This window comes from Amycolatopsis sp. MEPSY49 (assembly GCF_051337345.1).
GTDB lineage: Bacteria > Actinomycetota > Actinomycetes > Mycobacteriales > Pseudonocardiaceae > Amycolatopsis.
Window position 1 is genome coordinate 90,073 of sequence record NZ_JBDLYJ010000013.1, and the last position, 25,525, is coordinate 115,597.

A 25,525-nucleotide genomic window follows, 5' to 3' on the forward strand; every position below is an offset into this window, starting at 1 on the left:
CGTGCGGACGAGCAGGAGGTCCGTCGGGGCGGCCGACCACGTCGTCGTGATCGGCGCCGGCCTGGCCGGGCTTTCGGCGACCCTGCACCTGCTCGGCGCCGGCCGGCGCGTCACGCTGCTGGAACAGGCGGACACCCCGGGCGGACGCGCCGGGCAGGAGAACTTCGACGGCAACGCCGTGGACACCGGCGCGAGCGTGCTGACCATGCCGGAGCTGCTGGAAGAGGCGTTCGCCGCGGTCGGCGAGCCCCTGGCCAAGAACCTGCGTCTGACCCGGCTGGACCCGGCGTACCGGGCGCGGTTCGCGGACGGCTCGGAACTGGCGCTGCACACCGACGGCGACGCCATGGAGGCCGAGATCCGCGCCTTCGCGGGCGGCCGCGAGGCGGCGGGCTACCGGGCGCTGCGGCGCTGGCTGACCGAGCTGTACGCGGTGCAGAAGGACCGGTTCATCGGGACGAACTTCGATTCGCCGTTCGACCTGGCCCGCCCCGAGCTGGCGAAGCTCGCCGCGCTGGGCGGGTTCGGGCGGCTCGGCCCGCGCGTCGGCCGCTACCTGCTCGACGAGCGCGTCCGGCGGCTCTTCACCTTCCAGGCGCTCTACGCCGGTCTCGACCCGGCGAGCGCGATCGGCGCGTACGGCGTCATCGCCTACATGGACACCGTCGGCGGCGTCTACTACCCCGAAGGCGGCATGGGCGAGATCGGCCGGGCGATGACCGGCGCGGCCGCGCGGGCGGGCGCCGACGTCCGGTTCGGCACCGAAGCCGCCTGGCTCGAACGGGTGAATTCGCGGGTGCGCGCGGTGCGGACGCGCTCGGGCGAGCGGATCGCGTGCGACGCCGTCGTGCTGGCCACCGAGCTGACCGCGGCGTACCGGCTCATCGGCGCGCGGCCTCGGCGGCCCGTGCCGCTGCGCTACTCGCCGTCGGCCGTCGTCCTGCACGGGCGGACCACCGCGAAGTGGGACCTCGGGCACCACACGATCTTCTTCGGCGACGCCTGGGAGCGGACGTTCGCCGAGATCATCCGCGATGGCAAGCTCATGAGCGACCCGTCGCTGCTGGTCACGCGGCCGACGGCGACCGACCCGGGGCTGGCCGGCCGCGGCGGCGAGATCGTCTCGGTGCTCGCGCCCGCGCCGAACCTGCGCAGCGGCAAGATCGACTGGGACCGCGTCCGCGAGCCGTACCGCGACGAGCTGTTCCGCACGCTCGAAGCGCGCGGGCTGACCGGGTTCGGCGACGAGTTCACCGTCGACGAGACGATCACCCCGGCGGACTGGGCGGCGCGCGGGCTCGCCGCCGGGACGCCGTTCTCGCTGGCGCACACGTTCGCGCAGACCGGCCCGTTCCGGCCGGCGAACCTGGTGCGGGCGGCGGGCAACGTCGTGCTGGCCGGCTGCGGCACCACGCCCGGCGTCGGCATCCCGCCCGTGCTCATCTCCGGACGACTGGCAGCGGAAAGGATCACCGGCCGGTGAACGAACTCGACGCCGCGGGCATCCACTCGCCGGACCTGCGGGCCGCATACACGGAATGCCGCCGCATCAACGCCCAGTACGGACGCACGTTCTTCCTGGCGACGCGCCTGCTGCCGGCGCGGGCCCGGCCGGCCGCGCACACGCTCTACGGCTTCGCGCGGATGGCCGACGAACTGGTCGACAACCCCGAGCCGGGCAGCGACCCGGCCGAGTCGTTGGACCGCGTCGCGGCGATGGTGGACGTCGTCTACGACGGCGGCACTCCGGACGACCCGGTGCTCGTGGCGCTGGCCGACACGGTGCGGCGCTACGGCATCGCGCGCGACCTGTTCGACGCGTTCCTGAAGTCCATGCGGATGGACCTTTCGCCGGTCGAGTACCGGACGTTCGCCGAGCTGGGCGCGTACATGTACGGCTCGGCCGCGGTGATCGGGCTGCAGATGCTGCCGGTGTTCGGCACGGTGGGCCCGCCGGCGGACGCCGAGCCCGGGGCCGTCGCGCTGGGTGAGGCGTTCCAGCTGACGAACTTCCTGCGCGACGTCGGCGAAGACCTCGACCGGGGGCGGCTGTACCTGCCTTCGGAAGAACTGGCGGCCTTCGGCGTCTCGCGCTCGTTGCTCGAGGAGAAGCGGCCGGACCCGCGGATCCGGGCGGCGCTGGCGTACTTCGTCGCGCGGACGCGGGCGGTGTACCGGCGGGCCGAAGCCGGGGTTGCGTTGCTGCGTCCCGAATCGCGGCCGTGCGTGCGAACGGCGTTGACGTTGTACGAGGGCATCCTGGACGAGATCGTGGCCCTGGACTACGACATCCTCACGCGGCGGGCGGTGGTCCCGAACTCGCGCAGGCTGGTGGTGGCACTACCACCATTGGCCACGGTTTGGGCGCGCGAGACGTTCCGAGGCGGTCGTAGGCTGCGATCATGACCGAACGACGCATCCGGATCGGCCTGCAGCTCCAGCCGCAGCACGCCGACTACGACACCATCCGGCGCACCGCGTCGGCCGCCGAGGACCTCGGCGCCGACATCGTTTTCAACTGGGACCACTTCTACCCGCTGTACGGCGATCCCGACGGCCTGCACTTCGAGTGCTGGACGATGCTGGGCGCGTGGGCGGAGTCGACGTCCCGGGTGGAGATCGGCGCGCTGGTGACCTGCAACAGCTACCGCAACCCCGAGCTGCTGGCGGACATGGCGCGGACCGTCGACCACATCTCCGGCGGCCGGCTCATCCTCGGCATCGGCTCGGGCTGGTTCGAGAAGGACTACGACGAGTACGGCTACGAGTTCGGCACCGCGGGCGGCCGCCTCGACGACCTCGCGGAGTCGCTCCCCCGCATCGAGTCCCGCCTGGGCAAGCTGAACCCGGCCCCGACGCGCAAGATCCCGGTCCTGATCGGTGGCGGCGGCGAGAAGAAGACGCTCAAGCTGGTCGCCAAGCACGGCGACATCTGGCACGGCTTCGGCGACCCCGAGGTCGTCGAGCGCAAGGTGAAGATCCTCGACCAGCACTGCGCCGACGTCGGCCGCGACCCGGGCGAGATCGAGCGGTCGTGCGGCGTCCAGGGCGAGCCGGACGAGCTGGGCCCGAAGCTGCTGGACCTGGGCGTCACGACGTTCACGGTCGGCGTCGGCGGCCCGGACTACGACCTGGACGCCCTCAAGAAGTGGATCGCCTGGCGCGACAAGACCAGCAGCTGATCACGCTCGCGCCCGGTGCGCGGCGACCCGTTCCCGCGTCGCGCACCGGGCTGAGCAAAACTTCCGCGGACTTCCTCCGCCCGTGTGGGCGAACGGCTTCCCGCACGACGGAGAAGCGCACAACCCGCCCGGCACGTCCTGGCGCTCCGCCAGCAGCGCTGCCAGCCCGAGCGCCGACGACGTCACCAGCCACGCTCCCCACGGCCCGTCGTCCGCCGCGTCGACGTGCAGGTGCCAGCCGTAGCCCTCTTCGTGGTCCGTCAAGCGCGGCGGCCCCGCGTACGCCGCGAACAACGCGTTGAGCACCGAAGCCGCCGAAGCCACGTCGGGTGCCGCGAACACTTCACGCAGTTCACGAGCAGCAACCTGCAACGAAGAGACTTCCGCGGCCGACAGCCGGACGTCCGGTTCGCCGTGGGCACGCAGAACCTCCGCGACGGCCGCCGGCGCAGGGTCCGAAACCAGCAGCACACCCAGCAGGTCGACCGCGCGCTGCACGGAATCCCGGTGCGGAAAGGCCATGCCCCACTGTAACGTCTCGACCATGCTAAGGCGTTACCTGGCCGGCGCGACGCTCGCGCGGACCGGCGACGAGCTGTCCGGCCCCGCGCTGCTCCTGCTCGGGCTCACCGCGGGTCCGCACACCGGGTCGGCGCTGCTCGCCGGGCTGACCGCGGCCGCCGCCGTGGGCGGCCCGGTCTTCGGCACCTTCCTCGATCGCAGTACCAAGCCCGGCCGGCTCTTAGCCGTCGCCCTCGCCGGGTACGCCGGCGGGCTCGCCGTCATCGCCACGGCGTTCGGGCACCTGCCGCTCGCGAGCGTGGTCGCCATCGCCGTCGTGACCGGCCTGCTCAACCCGGCCATCGCCGGCGGCTGGACGGCTCAGCTGCCCGCCGTCGCCGGGAAGGAAGTCCCGAAAGCCAGCCGCCTCGACGCCCTGACCTTCACCGCCGCCGCCCTCGCCGGTCCCGGCCTCGCCGGGCTCCTCGGCGGCCCGATCGGCCTCGGACTGGCCGTCGTCCTGGTCGCGGCGGCCACGCCGGTCGCCTGGCTCCTCCCGCGGAAACGCCCCCAGCGGAAAACCCGCCTCCGGGACGGCTTCACGGTCCTCGTGCGCAACGTCCCGCTGAGGCGGGCGACGACGGCGTCGGTGATCTCCTGCGCCGGCATCGGCATGGTCACCGTCTGTTACCCCCTGCTCGGGGCGGCTCACCTACGCGGCCCAGAAGACGGCGCTCTCCTGCTGGCCGTTCTCGCGGTCACGTCCCTGCTGGCCAACGCGGTCTTCACGCGGAAACCGCTGCCGTGGCCACCGGACCGGACCGTCTGGCTGAGCACCCTGGTCCTGGCCGCGAGCGCCGCGCTGGCGGCCGTCGGCCCGGGCACCGTCTCGCTGGTGGCAGCCGCCGCGATCGCCGGGCTCGCCGAAGGACCGCAGCTCACGGCCTTGTTCGCGATCCGCCACCGGGAAGCGCCGGAGCACGTGCGGGCTCAGGTGTTCACGACGGCGGCGAGCGTCAAGATCACCGGCTTGGCGGCGGGGGCGGCACTGGCCGGCCCGCTGGCGGCGTGGTCGCTCCCGGCGTGCCTGCTCGCCGCCGCGGCCGTCCAACTGGGCGCCGCCGCGAGCTGTTTGGGCAGGTCAGAACGCCATCGCCTGCGCGCGCCGCTTCACCTCGGTGCCGTGGCTGGTGCGCAGGGCGTTGACCGGGGTCTTGCCCGGCAGGCTCTCGTCGGTCTCGAAGAGCCAGCGCAGCATCTCGGTCCGCGAGAACCCGGAGTCGGCGAGCACCGTGATCGTGCCGGCCAGGCCCTTGACCACCCCGTCCTTGACGAAGAAGTCGCTGGGCACGCACAGGTCACCGCCGCGCTTGAAGGCGATCAGCTGCCCGTCGCGCAGCATCTGGCGGACCTTGTTGGCGGAGGTCCCGAGGACGTTCGCCACTTCCGCCAGCGGAAGAACCGCGATGGCGGTGTCGAGGACGTCGTCGGCGACAGGAATCCCACTCACACGTGACACTCTGCCACATTCCGCACTCACTCCCGCTAGTGCGCACGGGTGACCCGCGAGGTCTCCTCCACGAACCGTGTGCGGTTCCGTACGATCCATACTCGTGACTCGCACCCACCCCAGCCTGGTCGGCACGCTCCTCGAGCGGCGCTACCGGGTGGACCGGCTGCTCGCGCACGGGGGGATGTCTTCCGTCTACCGGGGGACGGACACCCGGCTGGACCGTCCGGTCGCGATCAAGATCATGGACCCGCGGTTCGCCGACGACCGGTCGTTCGTGGACCGCTTCGTCCGGGAGGCGCAGTCGGCGGCGCAGCTGCACCACCCGCACGTGGTGGCGGTGCACGACCAGGGCTTCGACCTGCCCCAGGGCGCCGAGTCGGGCCTCGCGTTCCTGGTGATGGAGCTGGTGGACGGCGGCACCCTGCGCGACCTGCTCGACGACCGGGGCCCGCTGGACGTCGCGCTGGCGCTGAGCGTCGCCGAGCCGGTGCTCTCGGCGCTGGCCGCCGCGCACCGGGCGGGCCTGGTGCACCGGGACGTCAAGCCGGAGAACGTGCTGATCGGCCGGACCGGGCCGCACACCGGCGGCGCGGTCAAGGTCGCCGACTTCGGCCTGGTGCGCGCGGTGGCGAGCGCGGGCACGACGAGCTCGAGCGTCATCCTCGGCACCGTCGCCTACCTCTCGCCGGAGCAGGTCGAGACCGGCGCGGCGACCGCGCGCGGCGACGTCTACTCGGCGGGCATCCTGCTCTACGAAATGCTGACCGGGCAGGTGCCCTACACCGGCGACACCGCGATTTCCGTGGCCTACCGGCACGTGAACGACGACGTCCCGCGGCCGAGCGCGCTGCGCCCGGACCTGCCGCCGGAGCTCGACGAGCTGATCACCCGCGCGACCCGGCGGGACCCCGAGCTGCGCCCCGCCGACGCCGGGGAGTTCCTGACCGAGCTGACGGCGGTGCGCGCGCAGCTGGGCCTGCTGCCGGTGACCGTCCCGGTCCCGGTGTCGCACGGCCAGGGCGACCTCGCCGACACCGAGCGCACGCTGCCGCGGATCCCGCAGGTGGCGCCGGACAGCGAGAAGACGATGCCGGTGCACCGCCCGAACGCGACGCGCGCGCTGAGCCACCCCGGCACCCCGCCCCCGGGCATCACCCAGCAGATCCCGCCCGTGCGGCCGCCCGTCGCCCGGCGCCGGAGCGAGCCGGAGCCGGAGAAGCCGGCCGACAACCGGAAGCGGATCGCCGTCATCGCCGGCGCGGTGCTGCTGTTCGGCGGCCTGATCACGGCGTTCATCTTCATGCTCACCGACACCGGCGGCGACAAGACGGCCACCGTGCCGAAGCTCGTCGGGCTGAACCAGGCCGCGGCGGGCGACGCGCTGCGCGCGGTGAAGCTGACCCCGCAGTTCAGCCAGGAGTACGACAACACGGTGCCGTCGAACACCGTGCTGCGCGCCGAGCCCGCCGAGGGCACGCCGCTGGCGCCGAACTCGACGGTGTCGGTCGTGCTGTCGAAGGGCCGCCCGACCGTGCCGGACATCCGGCCGGGCACCGCGCTGTCCGACGCCGAGCAGGCGATCAAGACCGCCCAGCTGACCCCGACGCGCGGCGCCGACGACTACGACGCCGAGGTCCCGCAGGGCGCGGTCATCCGCACCACGCCGGGCGCGGGCAGCCAGCTGAACATCGGCGGCCAGGTCACGATCATCGTGTCGAAGGGCCCGCTCCCGCTGCCGCCGGTCCCGGACGTCACCGGGCGGAGCAAGGACGAGGCGTTCCAGCTGCTGCAGCAGGCCGGGTTCGAGCCGTTCCAGGCGGGCGAGGAGTTCAAGCAGGAGGTCCCGGGCGGCGCCGTCACGCGGACCGACCCGCCGGCGAACTCGCAGGCCAGGGAAAAGCGGATCGGCGTCTTCGTCAACAACGCCGTCCAGGTGCCGGACGTGCGGTTCCGCTCGTTCGACGACGCGCAGAAGATCCTCGAGCAGGCCGGGCTGAAGGCCGACCGCGACGGCGGCAAGGGCCGCGGGCAGGGTGGTCCCGGTGGCGGCGGGTTCGACTTCGTCTTCCAGCAGGACCCGCAGCCGGGCACGTTCGTGCAGAAGGGCTCCAAGGTCAAGCTGAAGGGCTTCGGGGGATGATCGGCAGCCGAGGCCGCGTCACCGGCACGATCGGCCCCGGCCTCATCGGCGAAGTCCTGCTGAACGTCCGGGGCGGCACGGAGGCGTTCTACGCCTACCCGGCCGACCCGGACGAGACGTTCAGCTCCGGCACGCAGGTGCTCGTCGTGGACTTCGAACCCCCGCGGACGGTTTATGTCGAGCGGTGGCAACCGTTGACCCGCTGACGGCGTCGAAGGGGCACCAACACACCCACAACAGAAGAGCGAGGGGGTCGGTGCCATGAGTCTCGTGGAAATCCTGCTGTATTCGGTGGGCGGGCTCATCGTCGCGCTGGTGGTGATCTTCGGGATCCTGCGGTTGCTCTACAAGGTCGCGGAGCCGAACGAAGCGCTGATCATCTCCGGGCTCGGCGTCCGCGTCGACCGCGCGGACACCGCGGACAGCCTGGGGTTCAAGATCATCACCGGCCGCGGGGTGAACGTCCTGCCCGGCTTCCAGACCGCGCGCCGGCTTTCGCTGGACACCCGCGGCGTCAACCTGCAGGTGTCCTGCGTGACCAAGCAGGGGCTGCCGGTCACCGTGCGGGCGGTCGTCATCTACAAGGTCGGGGACGACTTCGCGTCGATCGCCAACGCCGCCCGCCGGTTCCTGGACCAGCAGAAAGGCATGAACGACACGATCCACGAGCTGTTCTCCGGGCACCTCCGCTCGATCGTGGGCGGGCTGACCATCGAGGAGATGATCCACAACCGGGACGCGCTGACCGGCGAGGTCCGGCAGTCCTCGGCCACGGAGATGATCAAGCTCGGGCTGATCGTCGACTCGCTGCAGATCCAGGAGATCGACGACGAGTCGGGCTACATCCTGAACCTGGGGAAACCGCACGCCGCCGCGGTCGCCGCGTCGGCCCGCATCGCCGAGGCGCAGCGCGACCAGGAGGCCGCCGAGGTCGAGCAGGTCTCCGCCGCCAAGAAGGCGGCCGCGGTCCGCGAGAGCCAGATCCAGCAGGCCGGCTACCAGGCCGAGGTGGACCAGGCGCGGGCGAAGGCGTCGCAGTCGGGCCCGCTGGCCGAGGCGACCGCGCGCCAGGAGGTCGTCGTCCAGGAGACGCGGGCGGCCGAGCTGGAGGCGGCGCTGGCCGAGCAGCGGTTGCAGTCGCAGGTCCGCAAGCCGGCCGACGCGAAGGCGTACGACACGCGTACGACGGCCGACGCCGCCCGTGACGCTTCGATCGCCAAGGCCCAGGCCGAGGCGAAGGAGACCGAGCTGCGCGCCGCGGCGGACGCGACCCGCGTGAAGACGGCCGCCGAGGCCGAGGCGCAGGCCACCAAAGCGCGCGCCGAGGCGTCGGCGGGAGCGACCCGGGCGACCGGTGAGGCCGAGGCCGCCGCGGCCAAGGCCCGCGGTCTCGCCGAGGCGGAGGCCGCGAAGGCCCGCGGTCTGGCCGAAGCCGAAGCGGCCCGCGCGAAGGGTCTCGCCGAGGCGGACGCGATCAAGGCGCGCGCGGCGGCGCTGGCGGACAACCAGGAAGCCGTCGTGGCGCAGCAGCTGGCCGAGCGCTGGCCGGAGATCGTCGAGGCGGGCGCGAGCGCGTTCGGCAACGTCGACCACATGGTCGTGCTCAACGGCGCCGACGGCATGTCGGACATGTTCGCCAAGGCGCTGTCGCTCGGCGGGACCGGGCTCGGCCTGGCCCGGCAGCTGATGGACGCCATGGGCAAGCCGCCCGAGAAGGAGCTGGACGAGTCCGCGCGGAAGAACGGCGAACTCAAGCTGAGCGACTAGCACGTCACGCTGCGTACGGCTTTTGTGTCCCGGATCACGGGAGGCAAGGGCCGTACGCCCGTTCGGGGGCGGAAATTCCGGAGCGGTTGTCCTACCGTGGGCGCATGGTGCCGGACAGCGTGTCGCGGGCCGCCCGATGAGCAGCTTCTTCACCGGCGGTCCCCGCGAGCGTCCCCTGTTCCCCGTCCCGGAGCAGGAGCTGTACGCGTTCAACGGCCGGCACTGGACCGATGCCCCGCGCGAGTACATCGTCCCGGCCGTGCTGCCGCTGGCGCAGCCGCTGGGCCGGTCCGACCGCACCGTCGTGGCGCTGCGCTCGGTCGAGGTGTGGCCGCGGGCGTTCACGCTGCGCGTCACGGTCTACTCCCGGGACAGCCTGGTCGACGACCCCGCCGAGGGCCTGATCGACCACCGGCGCAAGCCCGACTACAACGGGCTGCTCTTCGGCGTGCTCTACGCCGACGGCAGCCGGGCGAGCTCCGAGGCGGTCTCGGTGCCGTCGGCGTCCGAACCGGAGGAACCGGTGCTGCGGGCGCAGCCCGTCGGCGGCACGCGCTTCGCCGTCGAGCACGAGGTGTTCCTGTGGCCGCTCCCGCCGGCCGGCCCGCTGAAGCTGGTCGTCCAGTGGACCGACCGGGAGATCCCCGAGACGCGCACGACGCTCGACGGCGGCGCGATCCGGGCCGCGGCGAAGGACGCCGCGGAGATCTGGCCGGGGCTGGGCAAGCGGCAGGTGAACGGCCTGCCCGTGCGCCGCGTCGGCAAGCAGGTGGCCCTCACCCCCGAATGGGGGCCCGCCGTCGTCCAGGAGCAACCGGACGCCGCCCCGGGTGAGTGAACGTTCTTGATCTGTGACCCCGGGCACCGGAGCCTGGGGTATCTCGAATGGATTAACGGGGTGAGTAGTTAGCGTCGTGGAAACACTTCGACCACCCGCCCGTCACGCTGGGCTGGTGCAGTGCTAGCACCGGGGCTCCGCCCCGGGCCGGGGGCTCCGCCACCCGGACCCCCGAAAAGACGCTGGTTCCCCCTTCCGACGCACGTGGCCGTGCACACCCGCGAACCCGGAAAGGTCGCCCATGGCAGGCTCGCCGCTCAGCGCGCTCGACGTCGCTTTCCTGTGCCTGGAAAGCGAAACCTCCCCGATGCACATGGGTGCGGTGGTCACCTTCACCGCCCGCGGCCCGGTGGACCCCACCGCGCTGACCGCGTTGCTCGCCGAGCGCGCCGCCCGGCTGCCGAAGCTGCGCCAGCGCGCCCGCGCGGAGCTGTTCCCGCCGGGCTCGGCCAGCTGGGCCGACGACCCGGACTTCGTTGCGGCGAACCACGTTCACCACGTGCGGCTCAGCTCGCTGTACGAACCGGACCCCCTGGCGGCGTACGCGTCGCGGTGGATCGCCGAGCCGCTCGACACGTCCCGGCCGCTGTGGCACCTCACCCTCGTGACCGGTATGCCGGACGGGAAGTTCGCACTCCTGCTCAAACTTCACCACGCGCTCACCGACGGTGCCGGCGCGTACGCGGTCGCGGCCGGCCTGCTCGACGGCGTCAAGCTGCCGGAGCGGATCCCATCGCCGTCCCGGCCGATCCCGGCCCCGCGCTCCACTTTGGACACGGTGAAGGACGCGCTGGGCACGGCCTGGGGCCAGGCGAACGAGACGGCCGGGATCGCGTCGTCGCTCGTGCGGGCCGCGCGGCCGCCGCTGTCGCCGGTGTCGGCGCCGCAGTCGGCCGAGCGCCGGCTCGGGTTCGTCCGGCTGCCGCTGACCGAGCTGCGCCGCGTGCGCAAGGCCCACGGCGGCACGACCAACGACGTCGTGCTGGCGGTACTGTCCGGCGCGCTGCGCGAGTGGCTGGTCAACCGCGGCCACCGCGCCGACGGGCGCACGCTGCGCGCGCTGATCCCGGTGAGCGTCCGCGGCCGGGCGGCCGATCAGCTTGGCGGCAACAAGCTGTCGGGGTACCTGTGCGACCTGCCGGTCGGCGAGGACGACCCGGTCGAGCGGCTGCGGGTGGTCCGCCGCGCGATGACCCGCAACAAGGCGGCGGGCCCGAGCCGCGGCGCGGGGGCGCTGCCGCTGCTGGCCGGCCGCGTCCCGCCGCTGCTGCACCGCCTGGGCACGCGCACGGCGGGCTTGGCCGCGCCGATGCTGTTCGACCTGGTGATCACGACGGTCCCGGTGCCCCCGGCCCGCCTGTCCCTCGGCGGCGCCCGGCTGGCGGAGCTGTACCCGTTCGTCCCGCTGGCCCCGCGCCACGCGGTCGGCATCGCGGTGGCCACCTACCGCGACTCGGTCCACATCGGACTGCAGGTCAACGGCGCGGCGGTCCCGGACGTGGGCTCGCTCCGGGACGCGGTCCTGAAGTCCGCGGCCCGGCTGGCCGACGCCTCCTGACTCACGGAGCCACGCCCACCACTTCCAGGAACGCCAGCGCCTCGGCGCTGCGGGAGCCGGGCGGTGCGGTGTAGAGCACCAGGTGCTGGTCGCGGTCGGGCAGCGCGAGCGAGTCGCAGTCGACCGTCACCTCGCCCACTGCCGGGTGGCGGAACGTCTTCGTGAGCACCGGCGTCGCCTGGACGTCGTGCCGCTCCCACAGCCGGGCGAAGTCGGCGCTGCCCGTGCGCAGCTCCTCGACCAGCCCGCGCACCGCCGGGTCGGCGGGGTAACGGGCCAGGGTGGCGCGCAGCTCCATGACGACCGTGAGCCGGAACTCGGCGGCGTCGGAGATCCCGTACGGCGGCTCGGCCGGCCCGAGGAACGCCTTGCGGGCGAGGTTGCGCCGCTCGGGTGGGACGACGGCGAAATCCTCCATGAGCGCCGCCGCGAGGTCGTTCCACGCCAGCACCTCGAACGTGGCGGAGATGACGATGGCTGCCGTCTGCGGCAGCCGCCGCAGCAGCGCGAGGATGCTGGGCCGCACGTCGCGGCGGTGCACGTCGGTCCGGATCGGCGCGGTGCCCGCCACGACGTGCAGGTGCTCGGTTTCGGCGTCGGTCAGCCGCAGCGCGCCGGCGATCCCGGCCAGGACCTCGCCCGACGGCCGCGGCGCCCGGCCCTGCTCGAGGCGGACGTAGTACTCGGTCGAGATGTGCGCGAGCACCGCGACCTCCTCGCGGCGCAGGCCCGGGGTTCTCCGGCGCGGCCCGGCGGGCAGGCCGACGTCCTGCGGCCGCAGCCGCTCACGTCGGCTGCGGAGGAACGCCCCGAGCTCTTGCTTGTCCACCTCCCCAGTATGCGGACGCCCCGCCGCCGGATCCTGGTACGGCTGGTGCCTGCCTCCGGGGCGCGGACCGGGCCATCGTCGGGACCATGACGAACACCAGCGAATCCCCCTCGATCGGCCTGCTCACCGGCAAGGTCGTGCTCATCACCGGCGCCAGCCGCGGCATCGGCGCGGCCGCGGCCCGCCTCTTCGCCCAGGAAGGCGCCGCCGTCGTGCTGGCTTCGCGCGGCACCGAGTCCCTCGACCGCGTCGCCGGCGAGATCCGCGACGCGGGCGGCACCGCCGACGCCGTCGCGCTGGACCTGGCCGATCCCGCGAGCATCCGGGCCGCCGTCGACCGCGTCGAGCAGCTCCACGGCCGTCTCGACGGCGCGTTCAACAACGGCGCGGCCATCCAGCGGCCCGGCCCGCTCGAGACGACCACCGAGGAAGACATCGACGAGCAGTTCGCGGTCAACTTCCGCGCGCACTGGACCGCCATGACGGCCGAGGCCGCGCTCATGCGCCGGGGCAGCGGCGGGGCGATCGTGAACACGTCCAGCATCGGCAGCCGCCGCGCCAACCCCGCCCTGCCCGCCTACGGCGCCATGAAGCGGGCGCTGAACAGCCTCACCGAGACCGCGGCCGTCACCTGGGGCCCGCACGGCATCCGGGTCAACGGCATCACCCCCGGCGGCACCGCCACGGACATGATCGACGCGTGGGAAGCGGCCTCACCCGGGGTCGTCGCCCGGATCACCGCCTCGATCCCGCTCGGCCGCATGGCCGAACCCCGCGAGGTCGCCGAGGCGGCCGCGTGGCTGCTCAGCGACCGCGCGGCGATGGTGACCGGGGCGATCGTGCCGGTCGACGGCGGGGCCGGGGCCTAACCGCGGAGCATCTCCGCGACCAGGAACGCCAGCTCCAGCGACTGCTGCGTGTTCAGGCGCGGGTCGCAGGCGGTCTCGTAGCGGCCGGACAGGTCGATGTCCGAGATCTCCTGCGCCCCGCCCAGGCACTCCGTGACGTCCTCGCCGGTCAGCTCCACGTGGATGCCGCCCGGGTAGGTGCCCAGCTGGTTGTGGACCTCGAAGAAGCCCTGGACCTCGTCGACGATCCGGTCGAAGTGGCGGGTCTTGTAGCCGGTGGACGACTCGTGCGTGTTGCCGTGCATCGGGTCGCACTGCCAGATGATCTTGTGGCCGGAGGCCTCGACCTTCTCCACGATCGCCGGCAGCACCTCGCGGACCTTGCCGTTGCCCATCCGGGAGATGAGCGTCAGGCGGCCCGGCTCGAAGCGCGGGTCGAGCCGCTCGACGTACTCCAGCGCCTGCTCGGGCGTGGTCGTCGGGCCGATCTTCAACCCGATCGGGTTGGCCAGCAGCTCGGCGAACGCGATGTGCGCGCCGTCCAGCTGGCGGGTCCGCTCGCCGATCCAGAGGAAGTGCGACGACAGGTTGTACAGCTTCGGGTTCGCCGCGTCGGCCTTGTCCAGCCGCAGCATCGACCGCTCGTAGTCGAGCAGCAGCGCCTCGTGGCTGGCGAAGATCTCGGTGGACTGCAGCGAGGTGTCCGTGACGCCGCAGGCCGACATGAACCGCAGGCCGCGGTCGATCTCGTTGGCCAGCGCCTCGAAGCGCTGCGCCGCCGGTGACGCCGAGACGAAGTCCTTGTTCCAGTCGTGCACCTGGTGCAGGTCGGCCATGCCGGCGCCGGTGAGGGCGCGGACGAGGTTCATCGCCGCGCCCGCGTTCGCGTAGGCGCGGATCATCCGGCCGGGGTCGGGCACGCGCAGCTCGGGCTTGGCGACGAGGGAGTTGATGATGTCGCCGCGGTAGACCGGCAGGCCCAGCGCGTCCGTCGCGGCCGAGCGCGGCTTCGCGTACTGGCCGGCGATGCGGCCGACCTTGACCACCGGCAGGCTCGCGCCGTAGGTCAGCACGACCGCCATCTGCAGCAGCGTGCGCAGGTTGGCGCGGATGTGCGGCTCGGTGTTGGACTCGAACGTCTCCGCGCAGTCACCGCCCTGCAGCAGGAAGGCCTCGCCGCGGGCGACCATCGCCAGCCGGTCCTTGAGCCGGTCGATCTCGGCCGGGACCGTGATCGGCGGCACGCTCTCCAGCACGCCGCGGACCCGCCGGGTCGCGTCCGGGTCGGGCCACTCCGGCTGCTGCGCCGCGGGCAGGTCCAGTGCCTTGTCGAGCCGGGTGCGCAGCTCCGGCGGCAGCGGCGGCAGTTCGGGCAGCGTGTCGACGGGGACGTCCACAGTCCAGTTCACGAACACCAGGATAGGGTTCCCGCTCCTGGGCGCTTCCTCAGGTTCACCGACACCCCGGTCGTGGGGGGGAAACAGGGTCGGAACGCTGTTTCCCGCTCACGACCCTGGGGGCTGGTCAGCCGCGCGGGACGAGCCGGACGACCGAGCCCGTGCCCTGCGACGTGCCGTTGGTGCCGACGAACACCTCGTCCCCGCGCACGGCGAGCCCGGTCGCCGCGGCCAGGCCGGCCGACGCCAGGACGGTCCGGCTGCCGTTCTTCTCCACCCGGGTCAGCACGCCGGGAGAAGGCGGCGCCGCGATCCCGTCCCGAGCGAACGTCAAGGCCAGCAGCCTGCCCTTGCGGTCGAACGCGAGGTCGGTCAGCGCCGTGAAGCCGTCGGCGTGGATCTTCGGCTGCTGCCCCGGCACCACGCGCCACACGCGGGCCGCGCCCACCGCGATGCTGCTCAGCTCGGACACGTAGAGCGCGCCGTCCGGGCCGACGACGACCGACGTCGGCACGCTCTGCACCGGGATCCGCGTCCCCGGCGGCAGGCCGAGGGTGGGCGGCGCGGCGACGAGCTTCGGCGGGAACACCGCGAGCACGCTGATCCGGCCCCGGCCGTCGACGTAGAGCAGGTCGTTGCCCGCGGCGTCGGCGACCGCGAAGCCGTCGCGGTAGCGGGTCATCCCGAACGGGTTCGAGTCGATCACCGGCGTGTCCGGGCCGGCCCCGGCGCCGTGGTCGGGGTTGTTCTTCGCCTCGAACGCGGCGAAGTCCGGGCCGGGCACGACGTGCGGGCCGAACGCGAACGACAGCTTCCCGAGCAGCCGCCCGGCCGGGCCGAACGGGTTGGCGCCGGTCGCCGGGTCGATGAGCACGTCGCCGGCGAGCAGGGCCGGGACGCCGTGGACGAACGCGACGTCCGTCGGACCGGCGACGGCGGCTCCGCCGGGCGCGGCCGCGGACGGCAGGCCGGTCAGGATCCGGCGCACCCCGCCGTGGCCGTCGAGCTGCGCCACCGAGCCGCTGAGGCCGAAGCAGGCGGGCCCTTCCGGGCCTTCGACGCACTTGCCGGTGCCTCCCGCGCCGGCTTCGGCGACGTAGACCTTGCCGTCGTGGACGGTCAGGTGCCGGGGGTTGTTCAGCCCGGTGGCGACCGTCTTCAGGCCGCCCTGGCCGGCATCGGCGCCGGGCGCGGCGACGACCACGGCCGCGGCCGACACGGCCACCACCGCGGCCCGCACGAGTCTGGACATGACTTGCCACCTCTCCGCCCGGCTCCGTGCTTGATCCACAGTGGACCCCGGAGGCCGGGCGGAGTGATTGTGCGCCCCGGAACGGGAAAAGTCGGCTTCGCCAACCGGATGGGTGACCGAGTCAGCCCCATCGGGCAGCGGGGATTTTCTCACCGGCAGAAGCGATCCACCGCGGGGAAAACCCCATCACGCAGATACTCCAGCACCGCCGCGTTCCCACAGGCGTTCTCCCGCGTGAAGACACCGTGCCCACCCGCGTCGACGGTCACCATCCGCGCCCGCGCCGAACGCCGCCCGCGTCTCCCGCGCGCCCGACAGCGGGGTCGCCGGGTCGCGCTCGTTCTGCACCAGCAGCACATCGGCCGGCCCCGGACCGCCGACGCGCACCGGGGGGTTCGGCTCGCTCGACCGGCCAGAACGCGCACGGGTTCACGGTCGCCGCCGCCGGGCCGAACATCGGGTGCCGGGCCCGTTCGCGGTCGACCGCGCGCTGGTAGTAGCCGATCGGCTCGGGCCAGTCCGAGTCGTTGCACAGCACCTGCACTTGGAGGGCCGCGTGGTTGTCGCCGTCCAGCGGACCCGCCGCCACGCGGCCGCCGCCTGCCCACTCGGCCGCGAGCGCGGGGAAGAACGCGTCGTCGTAGAGGCCGTTCCAGGTGTTCGCGCGGAACTCCGGTCCACGGGCGGCGGCCAGTTAGGAGAACTTCGCCGTCACCGCCGCCGGCGTCCGTCCCAGGTGGTAGACCTCGTCGCGGGCGGCGGCCCAGGCGGCGAAGTCCGGGAAGCGGTCGTCGAACCCTTCGGCGAAGCGTAGTAGGAGATCTTTCGCTCTCCCAGCGCTTCCCGGATCCGGTCCAGGTCGCGCGCGGTGTTCGCGGTCGTCATGTGCGGCAGCAGGTCCTTTGTGGACGTTTCACCGCACTGCTTCGCGACGATCCGCGCTTTGGCCGCGGTCGTGCCGACGTCACGCGGGCCGTCCGCGTACGGGCCCAGCACGGCGCCCCGCTGCTCGGGCGTCATCGCGCACGTCACGGGCGTGCTGTAGGCGGTGCCGCGCGGGTCGAACCCGATGACGTCGTAGGCGTCGGGCAGGCCGGAGCCGCCCATCCGCTGCACGAGCTGGGCGGGCATGGCGAGCCCGGGACTGCCCGGGCCGCCGGGGTTCATCAGCAGGACGCCCGCGCCGCTTGCCGGGGACGCCGGCGTGCCGCGAGATCGTCAGCTCGATGGTGCGCCCGGGATGCGCGTAGTCGAGCGGGACGCGCAGGGTCGCGCACTCGAGCCCGGCTGTGGGCGACGGTGACATGCCGTAGTCCGGACACGGCGTCGTCCACTTCAGACTCGGCGACGCCTCCGCCGGAGGGGCGGCGAGCAGGGGCAGGAAAGTCAGGGATACCAACGGTTTCCGCATACGCCGAGCTTGGCCCGGCAGGGGCGCGCGGGCGTCAGCCCAGGGGCCGGACGCGAAGGTCCTCCCCTGGGCTGACGGTGGTCACGCGGCTTGCGCGCGGTTGTACAGGTTCTGCGCGTCGGTGCCGAAGTACGGCCCGAACATGTAGCCGGGCAGGAAAGTGTAGCCGAAGCTGTTCACCGAAGCCTGGACGCCGGCGCCGGTGGCCTCGCTGAACGACAGGAACCACGGCCCGCCGCTGGAGCCGCCGGTCATGTTGCACCGCATGCCGTGGTCCTGCGTCAGCAGGAAGTCGGTGAAGGTGCTGCCGCTGCAGTAGATCAGCTTCGTGCCGTCGTAGGGCGAGGCGGCCGGGTAGCCGAAGGTGTACATGCTCTGGTTCTTCGGCTGGTTGAAGGCGATCCCCTGCGCGCCGACGACGTCGGTGAGCCGCTGCCCGTTGAGCGGGTTCACGACGGCCATGCCGACGTCGTAGTTCATGTCCTCACTGGCTTCCCACTGCGGCGTGGTCAGGGTGGCCTTGGCCGCCCACTGGCCGTAGGGCGCGTTGCCGTTGTCGTAGCCCGGCACGAAGACCCATTCGGTGTGCCAGGTGCCCTGGTACTTGACGCAGTGCCCGGCGGTGACGACGACGCTGCCGTTGGTGCTGGTCACGGCGTCGCCGGAGCAGGAGGCCTTCTGGCCGTTGAAGAGGAAGAACACGCGGCCGGCGGTCTGGGTGACCTTGCCGCCGCCGGTCCAGGCACCCCCGCCGTTGGGGATGCTCTGGATGATCGCGCTCTGCCCCTTGGCCACGTCTCTCGGCGTGAAGGCCGGCGCTTTCACGAGGTTGTCCATGGGAACGGCCGCCCGCATGGCATCGGGCGTCCAGAAGGGTTTCGGCGCGGCCTGGGCGGGCGCGCCGACCAGGGCGAACGCGAGGGAGAGGAGCGCGGTGACGACCGCTGCCCGGAATGTCGTGTGCTTCAAGACGCCCCACCTTCCGCGGAAGTGAATTGTCGCAAAAGCGGCACAGCTACTCGAAAGTAGTTGGCTGTGTACACACTGCACAGCCGCCATTCGGAGCAATGGGTCGAACCGGTCGAAAGCCCCCTCACCAGCGGCGAGGGGGCTTTCGAGACGTGCGGATCAGACGACCGCGAGCGGCAACGCCGTCGGGTGCACCGGGGCCGGGAGGTCCGACGCGCCGGTCAGGAACGCGTCGACCGCGTTGGCCACCGAACGGCCTTCCGCGATCGCCCACACCACCAGCGACGCGCCGCGGTGCGCGTCGCCGCAGACGAACACGCCCGGCGTCTCCGTCTGCCAGTCCGCGCCGCACGACAGCGTGCCGCGCTTGGTCAGCGACAGGCCGAGCCCGTCCAGCAGCGGCATCTGCTCGACGCCCTCGAAGCCGATCGCCAGCAGGACCAGGTCCGCCGGCAGCGTCTCGACCTCGTCATTCACCGGGATCACCTCGCGGCGTCCGGTCGCCGGGTCCTTCTGGACCTTCACCTGCTGCAGCTCGACCGCACTCACCCGGCCCTCGGCATCGCCGACGAACCGCTTGACCGCCACCGCGAACTTCCGCTCGCCCGCTTCCTCGTGCGCCGGGTACGTGCGCAGGATGTACGGCCAGGTCGGCCACGGCGACCGCTCGTCGTCCCGGGTGGACGGTGGCATCGGGTACTGGTCCAGCTGCGTCACCGACAGCGCGCCCTGGCGGGTGGCCGTGCCGTAGGAGTCGGCGCCGGTGTCGCCGCCGCCGATGATCAGCACGTGCTTGCCGCGCGCGTCGATCGCCGGCGGGCCGTCGCCCTCGACGAACTTGTTGGCCGGCACCAGGTGCTCCATCGCCAGGTGGATGCCGGCCAGGTCGCGGCCCGGCGTCGTCGTGTCGTCGCGGCCGCGCAGCGCGCCGACCGCGAGCACGACGGCGTCGTACTGCGCGCGCAGGTCCTCCACTGACAGGTCGACGCCGACCTCGCAGCCGGTGACGAACCGGGTGCCCTCCTTGCGCAGCTGCGCGAGGCGCCGGTCGAGGACCTTCTTCTCCATCTTGAACTCGGGGATGCCGTAGCGCAGCAGGCCGCCGAGGCGGTCGTCGCGCTCGAACACCGTGACCTCGTGCCCGGCGCGGGTCAGCTGCTGGGCGGCGGCCAGGCCCGCGGGCCCGGAGCCGACGACCGCGACGCGCTGCCCACTGGACACTTCGGACACCTGCGGCTGGACGTAGCCCGCTTCCCACGACTGGTCGGCGATCGTCTGCTCGACGCGCTTGATCGCCACCGGCCCGCCCGAAAGCGGCGAGATGGACAGCACGCAGCCGGCCTCGCACGGCGCCGGGCACAGCTTCCCGGTGAACTCGGGGAAGTTGTTGGTGGCGTGCAGCCGGTCGCTCGCCGCGGCCCAGTCGCCGCGGCGGACCAGGTCGTTCCACTCGGGAATCAGGTTTCCCAGCGGGCAGCCGGACCCGCCGGAGTGGCAGAACGGGATGCCGCAGTCCATGCACCGCGACGCCTGCTTGCGCACCTTTTCGTTGCGCTCGCCCGGGTCGACGTCGGCGTAGACCTCGCCCCAGGAGTGCAGGCGGTCCTCTTTGGACTTCTTCTTCGGCTCTTCGCGCTCGTACTTGAGAAAACCGGTCGGGTCAGCCACGAGCGGCCTCCATGATCGCCTCGTCGACGTCGCGGCCCGCAGCTTTCGCCGCCTTCGCCGCGTCCAGAACCCGCTGGTAGTCGCGCGGCATCACCTTCGTGAACGCCGCCGAGCGGCGCGGCCAGTCGCCGAGCAGCGACGCCGCCACCGCGGAGCGGGTGAGATCGTGGTGCTGCTGCACCGTTTTCTTGAGCCAGGCCAGGTCGTCCGCGGTCGGCTTGAGCAGGTCCACCATGTCCTGGTTGACCTTCTTGCGGTCGACGTCGAGCACGAACGCCATGCCACCGGACATACCGGCCGCCAGGTTGCGCCCGGTCGGGCCGAGCACCACCGCGCGGCCGCCGGTCATGTACTCGAAGGCGTGGTCGCCGACGCCCTCGGCGACGACCGTGGCACCGGAGTTGCGGACGCAGAAGCGTTCGCCGACCTGACCGCGCAGGAAGATCTCGCCGCCGGTGGCGCCGTAGGCGATCGTGTTGCCCGCGATCGTCTGCGCCTCGGCCGCGAAGGACGCGTCCGGGTCGGGGCGGACGACGATCCGGCCGCCCGACAGGCCCTTGCCGACGTAGTCGTTCGCGTCGCCGACCATGTCGAGGGTGATGCCGCGCGGCAGGAACGCGCCGAGCGACTGGCCCGCCGAACCGGTGAGCGTGACGTGGATCGTGCCCTCGGGCAGACCGTCCCCGCCGTAGCGGCGGGTGATCTCCGAGCCGAGCAGCGTGCCGACGGTCCGGTTGACGTTGCGCACCGGCAGCTCGATGTTCACGTGGTGCGCGTCTTCCAGCGCCGCCTCGGCGAGCTGGATGAGCGTGCGGTCCAGCGCGTGCTCGAGGCCGTGGTCCTGGCCGCGCGTGCGTCGCTTGGCGCCGCCGTACGGGGTCTCCGAAGGCATCTCGAAGATCGGCGCCAGGTCCAAACCGGACGCCTTCCAGTGGTCGACGGCCTCGTCGGTGTTCAGCAGCTCGGCGTGGCCGATGGCCTCGTCGAGCGTCCGGAAGCCCAGTGCGGCAAGGGTTTCCCGGACCTCTTCGGCGACGAACTTGAAGAAGTTGACGACGTGCTCGACCTGGCCGGTGTAGCGCTTGCGCAGTTCGGGGCTCTGCGTGGCGACGCCCACCGGGCAGGTGTCGAGGTGGCAGACGCGCATCATGATGCAGCCCGCGACGACGAGGGGGGCCGTCGCGAAGCCGTACTCCTCGGCGCCGAGCAGCGCCGCGATGACGACGTCGCGCCCGGTCTTCATGGCGCCGTCCACCTGCACGGTGATCCGGTCGCGCAACCCGTTGAGCAGCAACGTCTGCTGGGTCTCGGCGAGGCCGATCTCCCACGGCGTGCCCGCGTGCTTGAGCGAGTTCATCGGGGACGCGCCGGTGCCGCCGTCGTGGCCCGAGATGAGCACGACGTCCGCGTGCGCCTTGGACACGCCCGCCGCGACCGTGCCGACACCCAGCGAGGACACCAGCTTCACGTGGATGCGGGCGTGCTCGTTGGCGTTCTTGAGGTCGTGGATCAGCTGCGCCAGGTCCTCGATGGAGTAGATGTCGTGGTGCGGCGGCGGCGAAATGAGCCCGACGCCCGGCGTGGAGTGCCGGGTCCGCGCGATCCACGGGTACACCTTGTTCGGCGGCAGCTGGCCGCCCTCGCCGGGCTTCGCGCCCTGCGCCATCTTGATCTGGATGTCGTCGGCGTTGACGAGGTACTCGCTGGTGACGCCGAACCGTCCACTCGCGACCTGCTTGATCGCGCTGCGGCGCTCGGGGTCGTAGAGCCGCTCGGGGTCTTCGCCGCCCTCGCCCGTGTTGGACCGGCCGCCGATGCGGTTCATCGCGATGGCCAGGGTTTCGTGCGCCTCGGCCGAAATCGAGCCGTACGACATCGCACCGGTGTTGAAGCGCTTGAAGATCGCCTCGGCCGGCTCGACCTCGTCGAGCGGGACCGGCTCGCGGACGCCGCTCTTGAAGGAGAAGAGCCCGCGCAGCGTGCCGCCCTCGCGGTAGAGGCGGTGCACCTCGTCGGTGTACTTGCGGTAGACCTCGTCGCGGCCGGTCTTGGACGCGTGCTGCAGCAGGAACACCGTCTCCGGAGTGAACAGGTGCAGCTCGCCCTCGCGGCGGTAGGCGTACTCCCCACCGGTGTCGAGTCCACGGTGGACTCGTTCGGTCGGGTTGTCCGGGTACGCGCGGCGGTGCCGGACGGCGACCTCTTCGGCGAGCACCTCGAGCCCGACGCCGCCGAGCTTCGACGACGTCCCGGTGAAGTACTCGTCGAGCAGGTCCTGGCTCAGGCCGAGGGATTCGAAGACCTGGGCGGCGGTGTACGCGCCGACCGTCGAGATGCCCATCTTGGACATGATCTTCAGGACGCCCTTGACCAGCGCCTGCACGTAGTTGCGGACCGCCTTGGCCGGCTCGATGCCGGTGACCGCGCCCTGCCCGATCATGTCCTCGATGGTCTCGAAGGCCAGGTACGGGTTGACCGCGGCGGCGCCGTAGCCGAGCAGCAGCGCGATGTGGTGCACCTCGCGCGCGTCGCCGGATTCGACGACCAGCGCGACGCGCAGGCGTTCCTTGGTGCGGACCAGGTGGTGGTGCACCGCGGAGACCAGCAGCAGCGACGGGATCGGCGCCATCCGGTGGTCGGAGTCGCGGTCGGACAGCACGAGCGTGCGCGCGCCGGCCGCGATCGCCTCGGACGCCTCGCGGCGGACGCGCTCGATCGCCCCGGCCAGCGCTTCGGCGCCGCCGTCCACTTCGTACAGTCCGGAAAGGACGCTGCAGGCGAAGCCGGGGAGGTCGCCGTCGTCGTTGATGTGGATGAGCTTGGCGAGCTCGTCGTTGTCGATGACGGGGTACGGCAGCTTGAGGTGCCGGCACGACGCCGGGCCGGGAGCCAGGAGGTTGCGCTCCGGGCCCATGATCCGCGCCATGCAGGTGACGAGCTCTTCGCGGATCGCGTCCAGCGGCGGGTTGGTCACCTGCGCGAAGTTCTGCTTGAAGTAGTCGTAGAGGAGCCGGGATCGCTTCGACAGCACCGCGGGCGGGGTGTCGGAGCCCATCGAGCCGATCGGCTCGGCGCCCTTCTCGGCCATCGGCGCGAGCAGGATCTTGAGCTCTTCTTCCGTGTAGCCGAAGGAAAGCTGGCGGCGCAGCACCGAATCGTGGCTCTGCACGACGTGGTCGCGGTCGGGCAGCTCGGCGATCTTCAGCAGGCCCGCGTGCAGCCAGCCCTCGTACGGGAGCTTGCCGGCGAGCGCGGACTTGACCTCTTCGTCGTCCACGATCCGGCCGGCTTCGGTGTCCACCAGGAACATCCGGCCGGGCTTGAGCCGCCCCTTGGCCACGACGTCCTTCGGGGCGACGTCGAGGACACCGGCCTCGCTGGCGAGGACGACGCGGTCGTCGGCCGTGCGCCACCACCGCGCCGGGCGCAGGCCGTTGCGGTCCAGGACCGCGCCGACCAGGGTGCCGTCGGTGAAGGTGACGCACGCGGGACCGTCCCACGGCTCCATCAGACTGGCGTGGAACTGGTAGAACGCGCGGCGCTCGGGCTTCATGGTGGCGTGGTTTTCCCACGCCTCCGGGATCATCATCAGCACCGCGTGCGGCAGCGACCGGCCGCCGAGGTGCAGCAGCTCCAGGACCTCGTCGAAGGACGCGGAGTCCGACGCGTCCGGCGAGCAGATCGGGAACAGCCGCGACAGGTCGCCGGGTATGACGTCGGATTCGAGCAGCGCCTCGCGGGCCCGCATGCGGTTGCGGTTGCCGCGGATGGTGTTGATCTCGCCGTTGTGGGCCACGAACCGGAACGGGTGGGCCAGGGGCCACGACGGGAAAGTGTTGGTGGAGAAGCGGGAGTGCACCAGCGCGATGGCGCTTTCCAGCCGCTCGTCGCGAAGGTCGCCGAAGAACGCCGGCAGCTGCTCCGGCGTCACCATGCCTTTGTAGACGATCGTTCGCGAGGACAGCGACGGGAAGTAGGTGCCGCAGCCGGAGTTCGCGCTTTCGTGCTCGACGCGCTTGCGCAGGCAGAAGGCGAGCCTGTCCAGCTCCAGCCCGGCCTTTCCGTCCGCCGTCACGAAAAGCATCGCGAAGTGCGGCATGACCGAGCGGGCGGTCGGGCCGATGTCGGCGCGGTCGGCGTCGACGGGGACCTCGCGCCAGCCGAGGACCTCCAGTCCTTCTTCGACGGCGATGCGTTCGGCCAGCTCGACGGCCTTGCGGCGCTGCTCGGCGTCTTCGGGGAGGAACGCGATGCCGGCGGCGTAGGAGTGGTGGCCGTGCTCGTCGGGTTCGGGGAGCGCGAAGCCGGCTTCCGCGCGCAGCAGCTTGTCGGGCAGCTGCAGCAGGATTCCGGCGCCGTCGCCGCTGGTGGGTTCGGCGCCGGCGGCGCCGCGGTGGTCGAGGTTCGTCAACGCGGCCAGGCCGTCGGTGACGATGCCGTGGGAGCGGCGCCCGCGGATGTCGGCCACCATGGCCACACCGCAGGAGTCCTGTTCGGTCTCCGGGTCGTAAAGACCCTGCTTGCCGGGAATGGCGGAGAAGATCATGAAGGGACCTCCTTCGTCGTCTGTCGTGCGGGGCCGGGCTACCGGCCGGGGAGCGCACGGGACGACGATGGCCCGCTTGTTAGCGCGACTTTAACACCTGGGAAACATGCCAGCACCTGTTCAGAGCGCCCCGAGCGACGTCGGACGGTAACGATCTGGCTGCGCGGAACGACGTAGTTCCTGATGGGTTCCCGGTAGTTCGTTCTGCTAAGTATACGGCCCGGAAACTCCCGTCAAGCCTAACGTGACGGGCCCGACCCGGCAGCCCGGATTTGTGTCGCCGGTCACTAGAACGTGTTACATTTCGCCGCATGATCCTCGATCGGTTCAAGCTCACCGACCAGGTCGCGGTGGTCACCGGCGCCGGCAGGGGAATCGGCGCGGCGACGGCCGTGGCCCTCGCCGAAGCGGGCGCCGACGTGGTCATCGCGTCCCGCACCTCCGCTCAGCTTTCGGAAGTCGCTGCCCGCGTTTCGGCGGTCGGCCGGCGGGCTCACGCGGTGCCGGTGGACCTCTCTTCGCCCGACGCCGCGGCAGCACTGGCCGCGACGGCGGTGTCGGAGTTCGGGCGGCTCGACCTGGTGGTCAACAACGTCGGCGGCACGTACCCGCGGCCACTCCTGGAGTCTTCGGTGGACTTCATGGAGGAGGCGTTCCGCTTCAACGTGGCGACGGCGCACGCGTTGACGGTGGCGGCCGCACCTTCGCTGCTGGAGACGGGCGGCTCGGTCGTCAACATTTCGTCGGTGATGGGCCGGGTGTCCGGCCGCGGCTTCGCGGCGTACGGAACGGCGAAGGCGGCCCTGGCGCACTACACGCGCTTGGCGGCGGCGGACTTGGCGCCCCGGGTGCGGGTGAACGCGATTTCGGTCGGGTCGGTGTTGACATCGGCGCTGGAGATCGTCGCGGGCAACCCGGAGCTCCGGTCGAAGATGGAGTCGTCGACGCCGCTCCGGAAGATCGGGGAGGCCGAGGACATCGCGGCGACGGTGGTGTTCTTGGCGTCGCGGGCCGGCGGGTACATCACGGGGAAGATCCTCGAGGTCGACGGCGGGCTGCAGGCGCCCAACCTGGAGCTGGGTCTGCCCGACCTGGGCTGACCTCGG

Annotated in this window: 20 protein-coding genes and 2 pseudogenes; 11 read left to right on the forward strand and 11 right to left on the reverse strand. The window is 72.1% G+C overall.

Annotated features, from left to right (window positions below; all coding sequences use genetic code 11):
- The first annotated feature begins 1 nt into the window (after position 1).
- From crtI to ABFJ78_RS40085, 3 genes are read left to right on the forward strand one after another with little or no spacing between them, the layout of a single operon-like run.
- A complete protein-coding gene (gene crtI / locus ABFJ78_RS40075; protein ID WP_436392685.1) occupies positions 2–1,483 on the forward strand; it encodes a phytoene desaturase family protein in 1,482 nt (493 codons plus the stop codon).
- Positions 1,480–2,406 (forward strand): phytoene/squalene synthase family protein, encoded by a 927-nt coding sequence (locus tag ABFJ78_RS40080; protein ID WP_436392686.1) that lies wholly within the window; start codon positions 1,480–1,482, stop codon positions 2,404–2,406. Before crtI ends, ABFJ78_RS40080 begins: the two co-directional genes overlap by 4 nt.
- Positions 2,403–3,182: an LLM class F420-dependent oxidoreductase gene (locus tag ABFJ78_RS40085; RefSeq protein ID WP_436392687.1), complete on the forward strand. Its 780-nt coding sequence runs from the start codon at positions 2,403–2,405 to the stop codon at positions 3,180–3,182. The genes ABFJ78_RS40080 and ABFJ78_RS40085 overlap by 4 nt, the downstream gene beginning before the upstream one ends.
- On the opposite strand, the gene ABFJ78_RS40090 is transcribed toward ABFJ78_RS40085, so the two are convergent.
- Complete coding sequence (locus ABFJ78_RS40090) at positions 3,183–3,704, reverse strand: CGNR zinc finger domain-containing protein (RefSeq protein ID WP_436392856.1); 522 nt, start codon at positions 3,702–3,704, stop codon at positions 3,183–3,185.
- A 22-nt stretch (positions 3,705–3,726) separates the two neighbouring features.
- Here ABFJ78_RS40090 and ABFJ78_RS40095 point away from each other — a divergent pair.
- Positions 3,727–4,641 (forward strand): annotated as a pseudogene (locus ABFJ78_RS40095) (MFS transporter); the annotation flags it as partial.
- A 183-nt stretch (positions 4,642–4,824) separates the two neighbouring features.
- Here the strand turns inward: ABFJ78_RS40095 and ABFJ78_RS40100 are convergent.
- Positions 4,825–5,193 carry an Rv2175c family DNA-binding protein gene (locus tag ABFJ78_RS40100; RefSeq protein ID WP_436392857.1) on the reverse strand — a complete coding sequence of 123 codons (369 nt, stop codon included), beginning with the start codon at positions 5,191–5,193 and terminating at the stop codon, positions 4,825–4,827.
- Between the two features lie 103 nt (positions 5,194–5,296).
- Between ABFJ78_RS40100 and pknB the strand changes: the two genes are divergently transcribed.
- The 5 genes from pknB (at position 5,297) to ABFJ78_RS40125 (ending at position 11,499) form a co-directional block, all read left to right on the forward strand.
- The gene (pknB, locus tag ABFJ78_RS40105) at positions 5,297–7,336 is read left to right on the forward strand and encodes a Stk1 family PASTA domain-containing Ser/Thr kinase (protein ID WP_436392688.1); all 2,040 of its coding nucleotides are present in this window, start codon (positions 5,297–5,299) and stop codon (positions 7,334–7,336) included.
- Positions 7,333–7,542 carry a hypothetical protein gene (locus tag ABFJ78_RS40110; protein WP_436392689.1) on the forward strand — a complete coding sequence of 70 codons (210 nt, stop codon included), beginning with the start codon at positions 7,333–7,335 and terminating at the stop codon, positions 7,540–7,542. Before pknB ends, ABFJ78_RS40110 begins: the two co-directional genes overlap by 4 nt.
- Before the next feature lie 55 nt (positions 7,543–7,597).
- Positions 7,598–9,103 carry an SPFH domain-containing protein gene (locus tag ABFJ78_RS40115; RefSeq protein ID WP_436392690.1) on the forward strand — a complete coding sequence of 502 codons (1,506 nt, stop codon included), beginning with the start codon at positions 7,598–7,600 and terminating at the stop codon, positions 9,101–9,103.
- 136 nt (positions 9,104–9,239) lie between these two features.
- A complete protein-coding gene (locus ABFJ78_RS40120; protein ID WP_436392691.1) occupies positions 9,240–9,941 on the forward strand; it encodes a hypothetical protein in 702 nt (233 codons plus the stop codon).
- Positions 9,942–10,182: 241 nt separating this feature from the next.
- Complete coding sequence (locus ABFJ78_RS40125) at positions 10,183–11,499, forward strand: wax ester/triacylglycerol synthase family O-acyltransferase (RefSeq protein ID WP_436392693.1); 1,317 nt, start codon at positions 10,183–10,185, stop codon at positions 11,497–11,499.
- 1 nt (position 11,500) lies between these two features.
- On the opposite strand, the gene ABFJ78_RS40130 is transcribed toward ABFJ78_RS40125, so the two are convergent.
- Complete coding sequence (locus ABFJ78_RS40130; protein WP_436392694.1) at positions 11,501–12,328, reverse strand: helix-turn-helix transcriptional regulator; 828 nt, start codon at positions 12,326–12,328, stop codon at positions 11,501–11,503.
- An 86-nt stretch (positions 12,329–12,414) separates the two neighbouring features.
- Between ABFJ78_RS40130 and ABFJ78_RS40135 the strand changes: the two genes are divergently transcribed.
- Complete coding sequence (locus tag ABFJ78_RS40135; protein WP_436392695.1) at positions 12,415–13,197, forward strand: SDR family NAD(P)-dependent oxidoreductase; 783 nt, start codon at positions 12,415–12,417, stop codon at positions 13,195–13,197.
- On the opposite strand, the gene ABFJ78_RS40140 is transcribed toward ABFJ78_RS40135, so the two are convergent.
- The 8 genes and pseudogenes from ABFJ78_RS40140 to gltB all read right to left on the reverse strand — a co-directional run bounded on the left by ABFJ78_RS40140 (position 13,194) and on the right by gltB (position 24,419).
- Complete coding sequence (locus ABFJ78_RS40140; protein WP_436392697.1) at positions 13,194–14,585, reverse strand: class II 3-deoxy-7-phosphoheptulonate synthase; 1,392 nt, start codon at positions 14,583–14,585, stop codon at positions 13,194–13,196. The two genes, ABFJ78_RS40135 and ABFJ78_RS40140, sit on opposite strands and share 4 nt — an antisense overlap.
- 115 nt (positions 14,586–14,700) lie before the next feature.
- Positions 14,701–15,825, reverse strand: a complete 1,125-nt coding sequence (locus ABFJ78_RS40145) for a ScyD/ScyE family protein (RefSeq protein ID WP_436392699.1) — start codon at positions 15,823–15,825, stop codon at positions 14,701–14,703.
- Positions 15,826–15,974: 149 nt separating this feature from the next.
- On the reverse strand, positions 15,975–16,184 hold the full coding sequence (locus ABFJ78_RS40150) for an alpha/beta hydrolase (RefSeq protein WP_436392700.1): 210 nt from the start codon (positions 16,182–16,184) through the stop codon (positions 15,975–15,977).
- Positions 16,162–16,212, reverse strand: a pseudogene (locus ABFJ78_RS40155) (hypothetical protein); the annotation flags it as partial. The pseudogene ABFJ78_RS40155 and the gene ABFJ78_RS40150, both read right to left, overlap by 23 nt.
- Before the next feature lie 324 nt (positions 16,213–16,536).
- On the reverse strand, positions 16,537–16,992 hold the full coding sequence (locus ABFJ78_RS40160; RefSeq protein WP_436392702.1) for a hypothetical protein: 456 nt from the start codon (positions 16,990–16,992) through the stop codon (positions 16,537–16,539).
- 325 nt (positions 16,993–17,317) lie between these two features.
- Positions 17,318–18,205, reverse strand: coding sequence for a trypsin-like serine peptidase (locus ABFJ78_RS40165; RefSeq protein WP_436392703.1), 888 nt, complete (start codon positions 18,203–18,205; stop codon positions 17,318–17,320).
- A 159-nt stretch (positions 18,206–18,364) separates the two neighbouring features.
- Positions 18,365–19,873 (reverse strand): glutamate synthase subunit beta, encoded by a 1,509-nt coding sequence (locus tag ABFJ78_RS40170; protein WP_436392705.1) that lies wholly within the window; start codon positions 19,871–19,873, stop codon positions 18,365–18,367.
- Positions 19,866–24,419 carry a glutamate synthase large subunit gene (gene gltB / locus ABFJ78_RS40175; RefSeq protein ID WP_436392706.1) on the reverse strand — a complete coding sequence of 1,518 codons (4,554 nt, stop codon included), beginning with the start codon at positions 24,417–24,419 and terminating at the stop codon, positions 19,866–19,868. The genes ABFJ78_RS40170 and gltB overlap by 8 nt, the downstream gene beginning before the upstream one ends.
- 311 nt (positions 24,420–24,730) lie before the next feature.
- On the opposite strand from gltB, the gene ABFJ78_RS40180 reads away from it, so the two are divergent.
- The gene (locus ABFJ78_RS40180; RefSeq protein WP_436392708.1) at positions 24,731–25,519 is read left to right on the forward strand and encodes an SDR family oxidoreductase; all 789 of its coding nucleotides are present in this window, start codon (positions 24,731–24,733) and stop codon (positions 25,517–25,519) included.
- The last annotated feature ends 6 nt before the right edge of the window (positions 25,520–25,525 follow it).

Excerpts from the sequence above, each read along its gene's own strand:
- ABFJ78_RS40085 (WP_436392687.1), top strand. The coding sequence starts at position 2,403 with ATGACCGAACGACGCATCCGGATCGGCCTGCAGCTCCAGCCGCAGCAC.
- ABFJ78_RS40090 (WP_436392856.1), bottom strand. The coding sequence starts at position 3,704 with ATGGCCTTTCCGCACCGGGATTCCGTGCAGCGCGCGGTCGACCTGCTG.
- ABFJ78_RS40110 (WP_436392689.1), top strand. The coding sequence starts at position 7,333 with ATGATCGGCAGCCGAGGCCGCGTCACCGGCACGATCGGCCCCGGCCTC.
- ABFJ78_RS40115 (WP_436392690.1), top strand. The coding sequence starts at position 7,598 with ATGAGTCTCGTGGAAATCCTGCTGTATTCGGTGGGCGGGCTCATCGTC.
- ABFJ78_RS40120 (WP_436392691.1), top strand. The coding sequence starts at position 9,240 with ATGAGCAGCTTCTTCACCGGCGGTCCCCGCGAGCGTCCCCTGTTCCCC.
- ABFJ78_RS40125 (WP_436392693.1), top strand. The coding sequence starts at position 10,183 with ATGGCAGGCTCGCCGCTCAGCGCGCTCGACGTCGCTTTCCTGTGCCTG.
- ABFJ78_RS40135 (WP_436392695.1), top strand. The coding sequence starts at position 12,415 with ATGACGAACACCAGCGAATCCCCCTCGATCGGCCTGCTCACCGGCAAG.
- ABFJ78_RS40145 (WP_436392699.1), bottom strand. The coding sequence starts at position 15,825 with ATGTCCAGACTCGTGCGGGCCGCGGTGGTGGCCGTGTCGGCCGCGGCC.
- ABFJ78_RS40150 (WP_436392700.1), bottom strand. The coding sequence starts at position 16,184 with ATGTGCTGCTGGTGCAGAACGAGCGCGACCCGGCGACCCCGCTGTCGG.
- ABFJ78_RS40160 (WP_436392702.1), bottom strand. The coding sequence starts at position 16,992 with ATGAACCCCGGCGGCCCGGGCAGTCCCGGGCTCGCCATGCCCGCCCAG.
- gltB (WP_436392706.1), bottom strand. The coding sequence starts at position 24,419 with ATGATCTTCTCCGCCATTCCCGGCAAGCAGGGTCTTTACGACCCGGAG.
- ABFJ78_RS40180 (WP_436392708.1), top strand. The coding sequence starts at position 24,731 with ATGATCCTCGATCGGTTCAAGCTCACCGACCAGGTCGCGGTGGTCACC.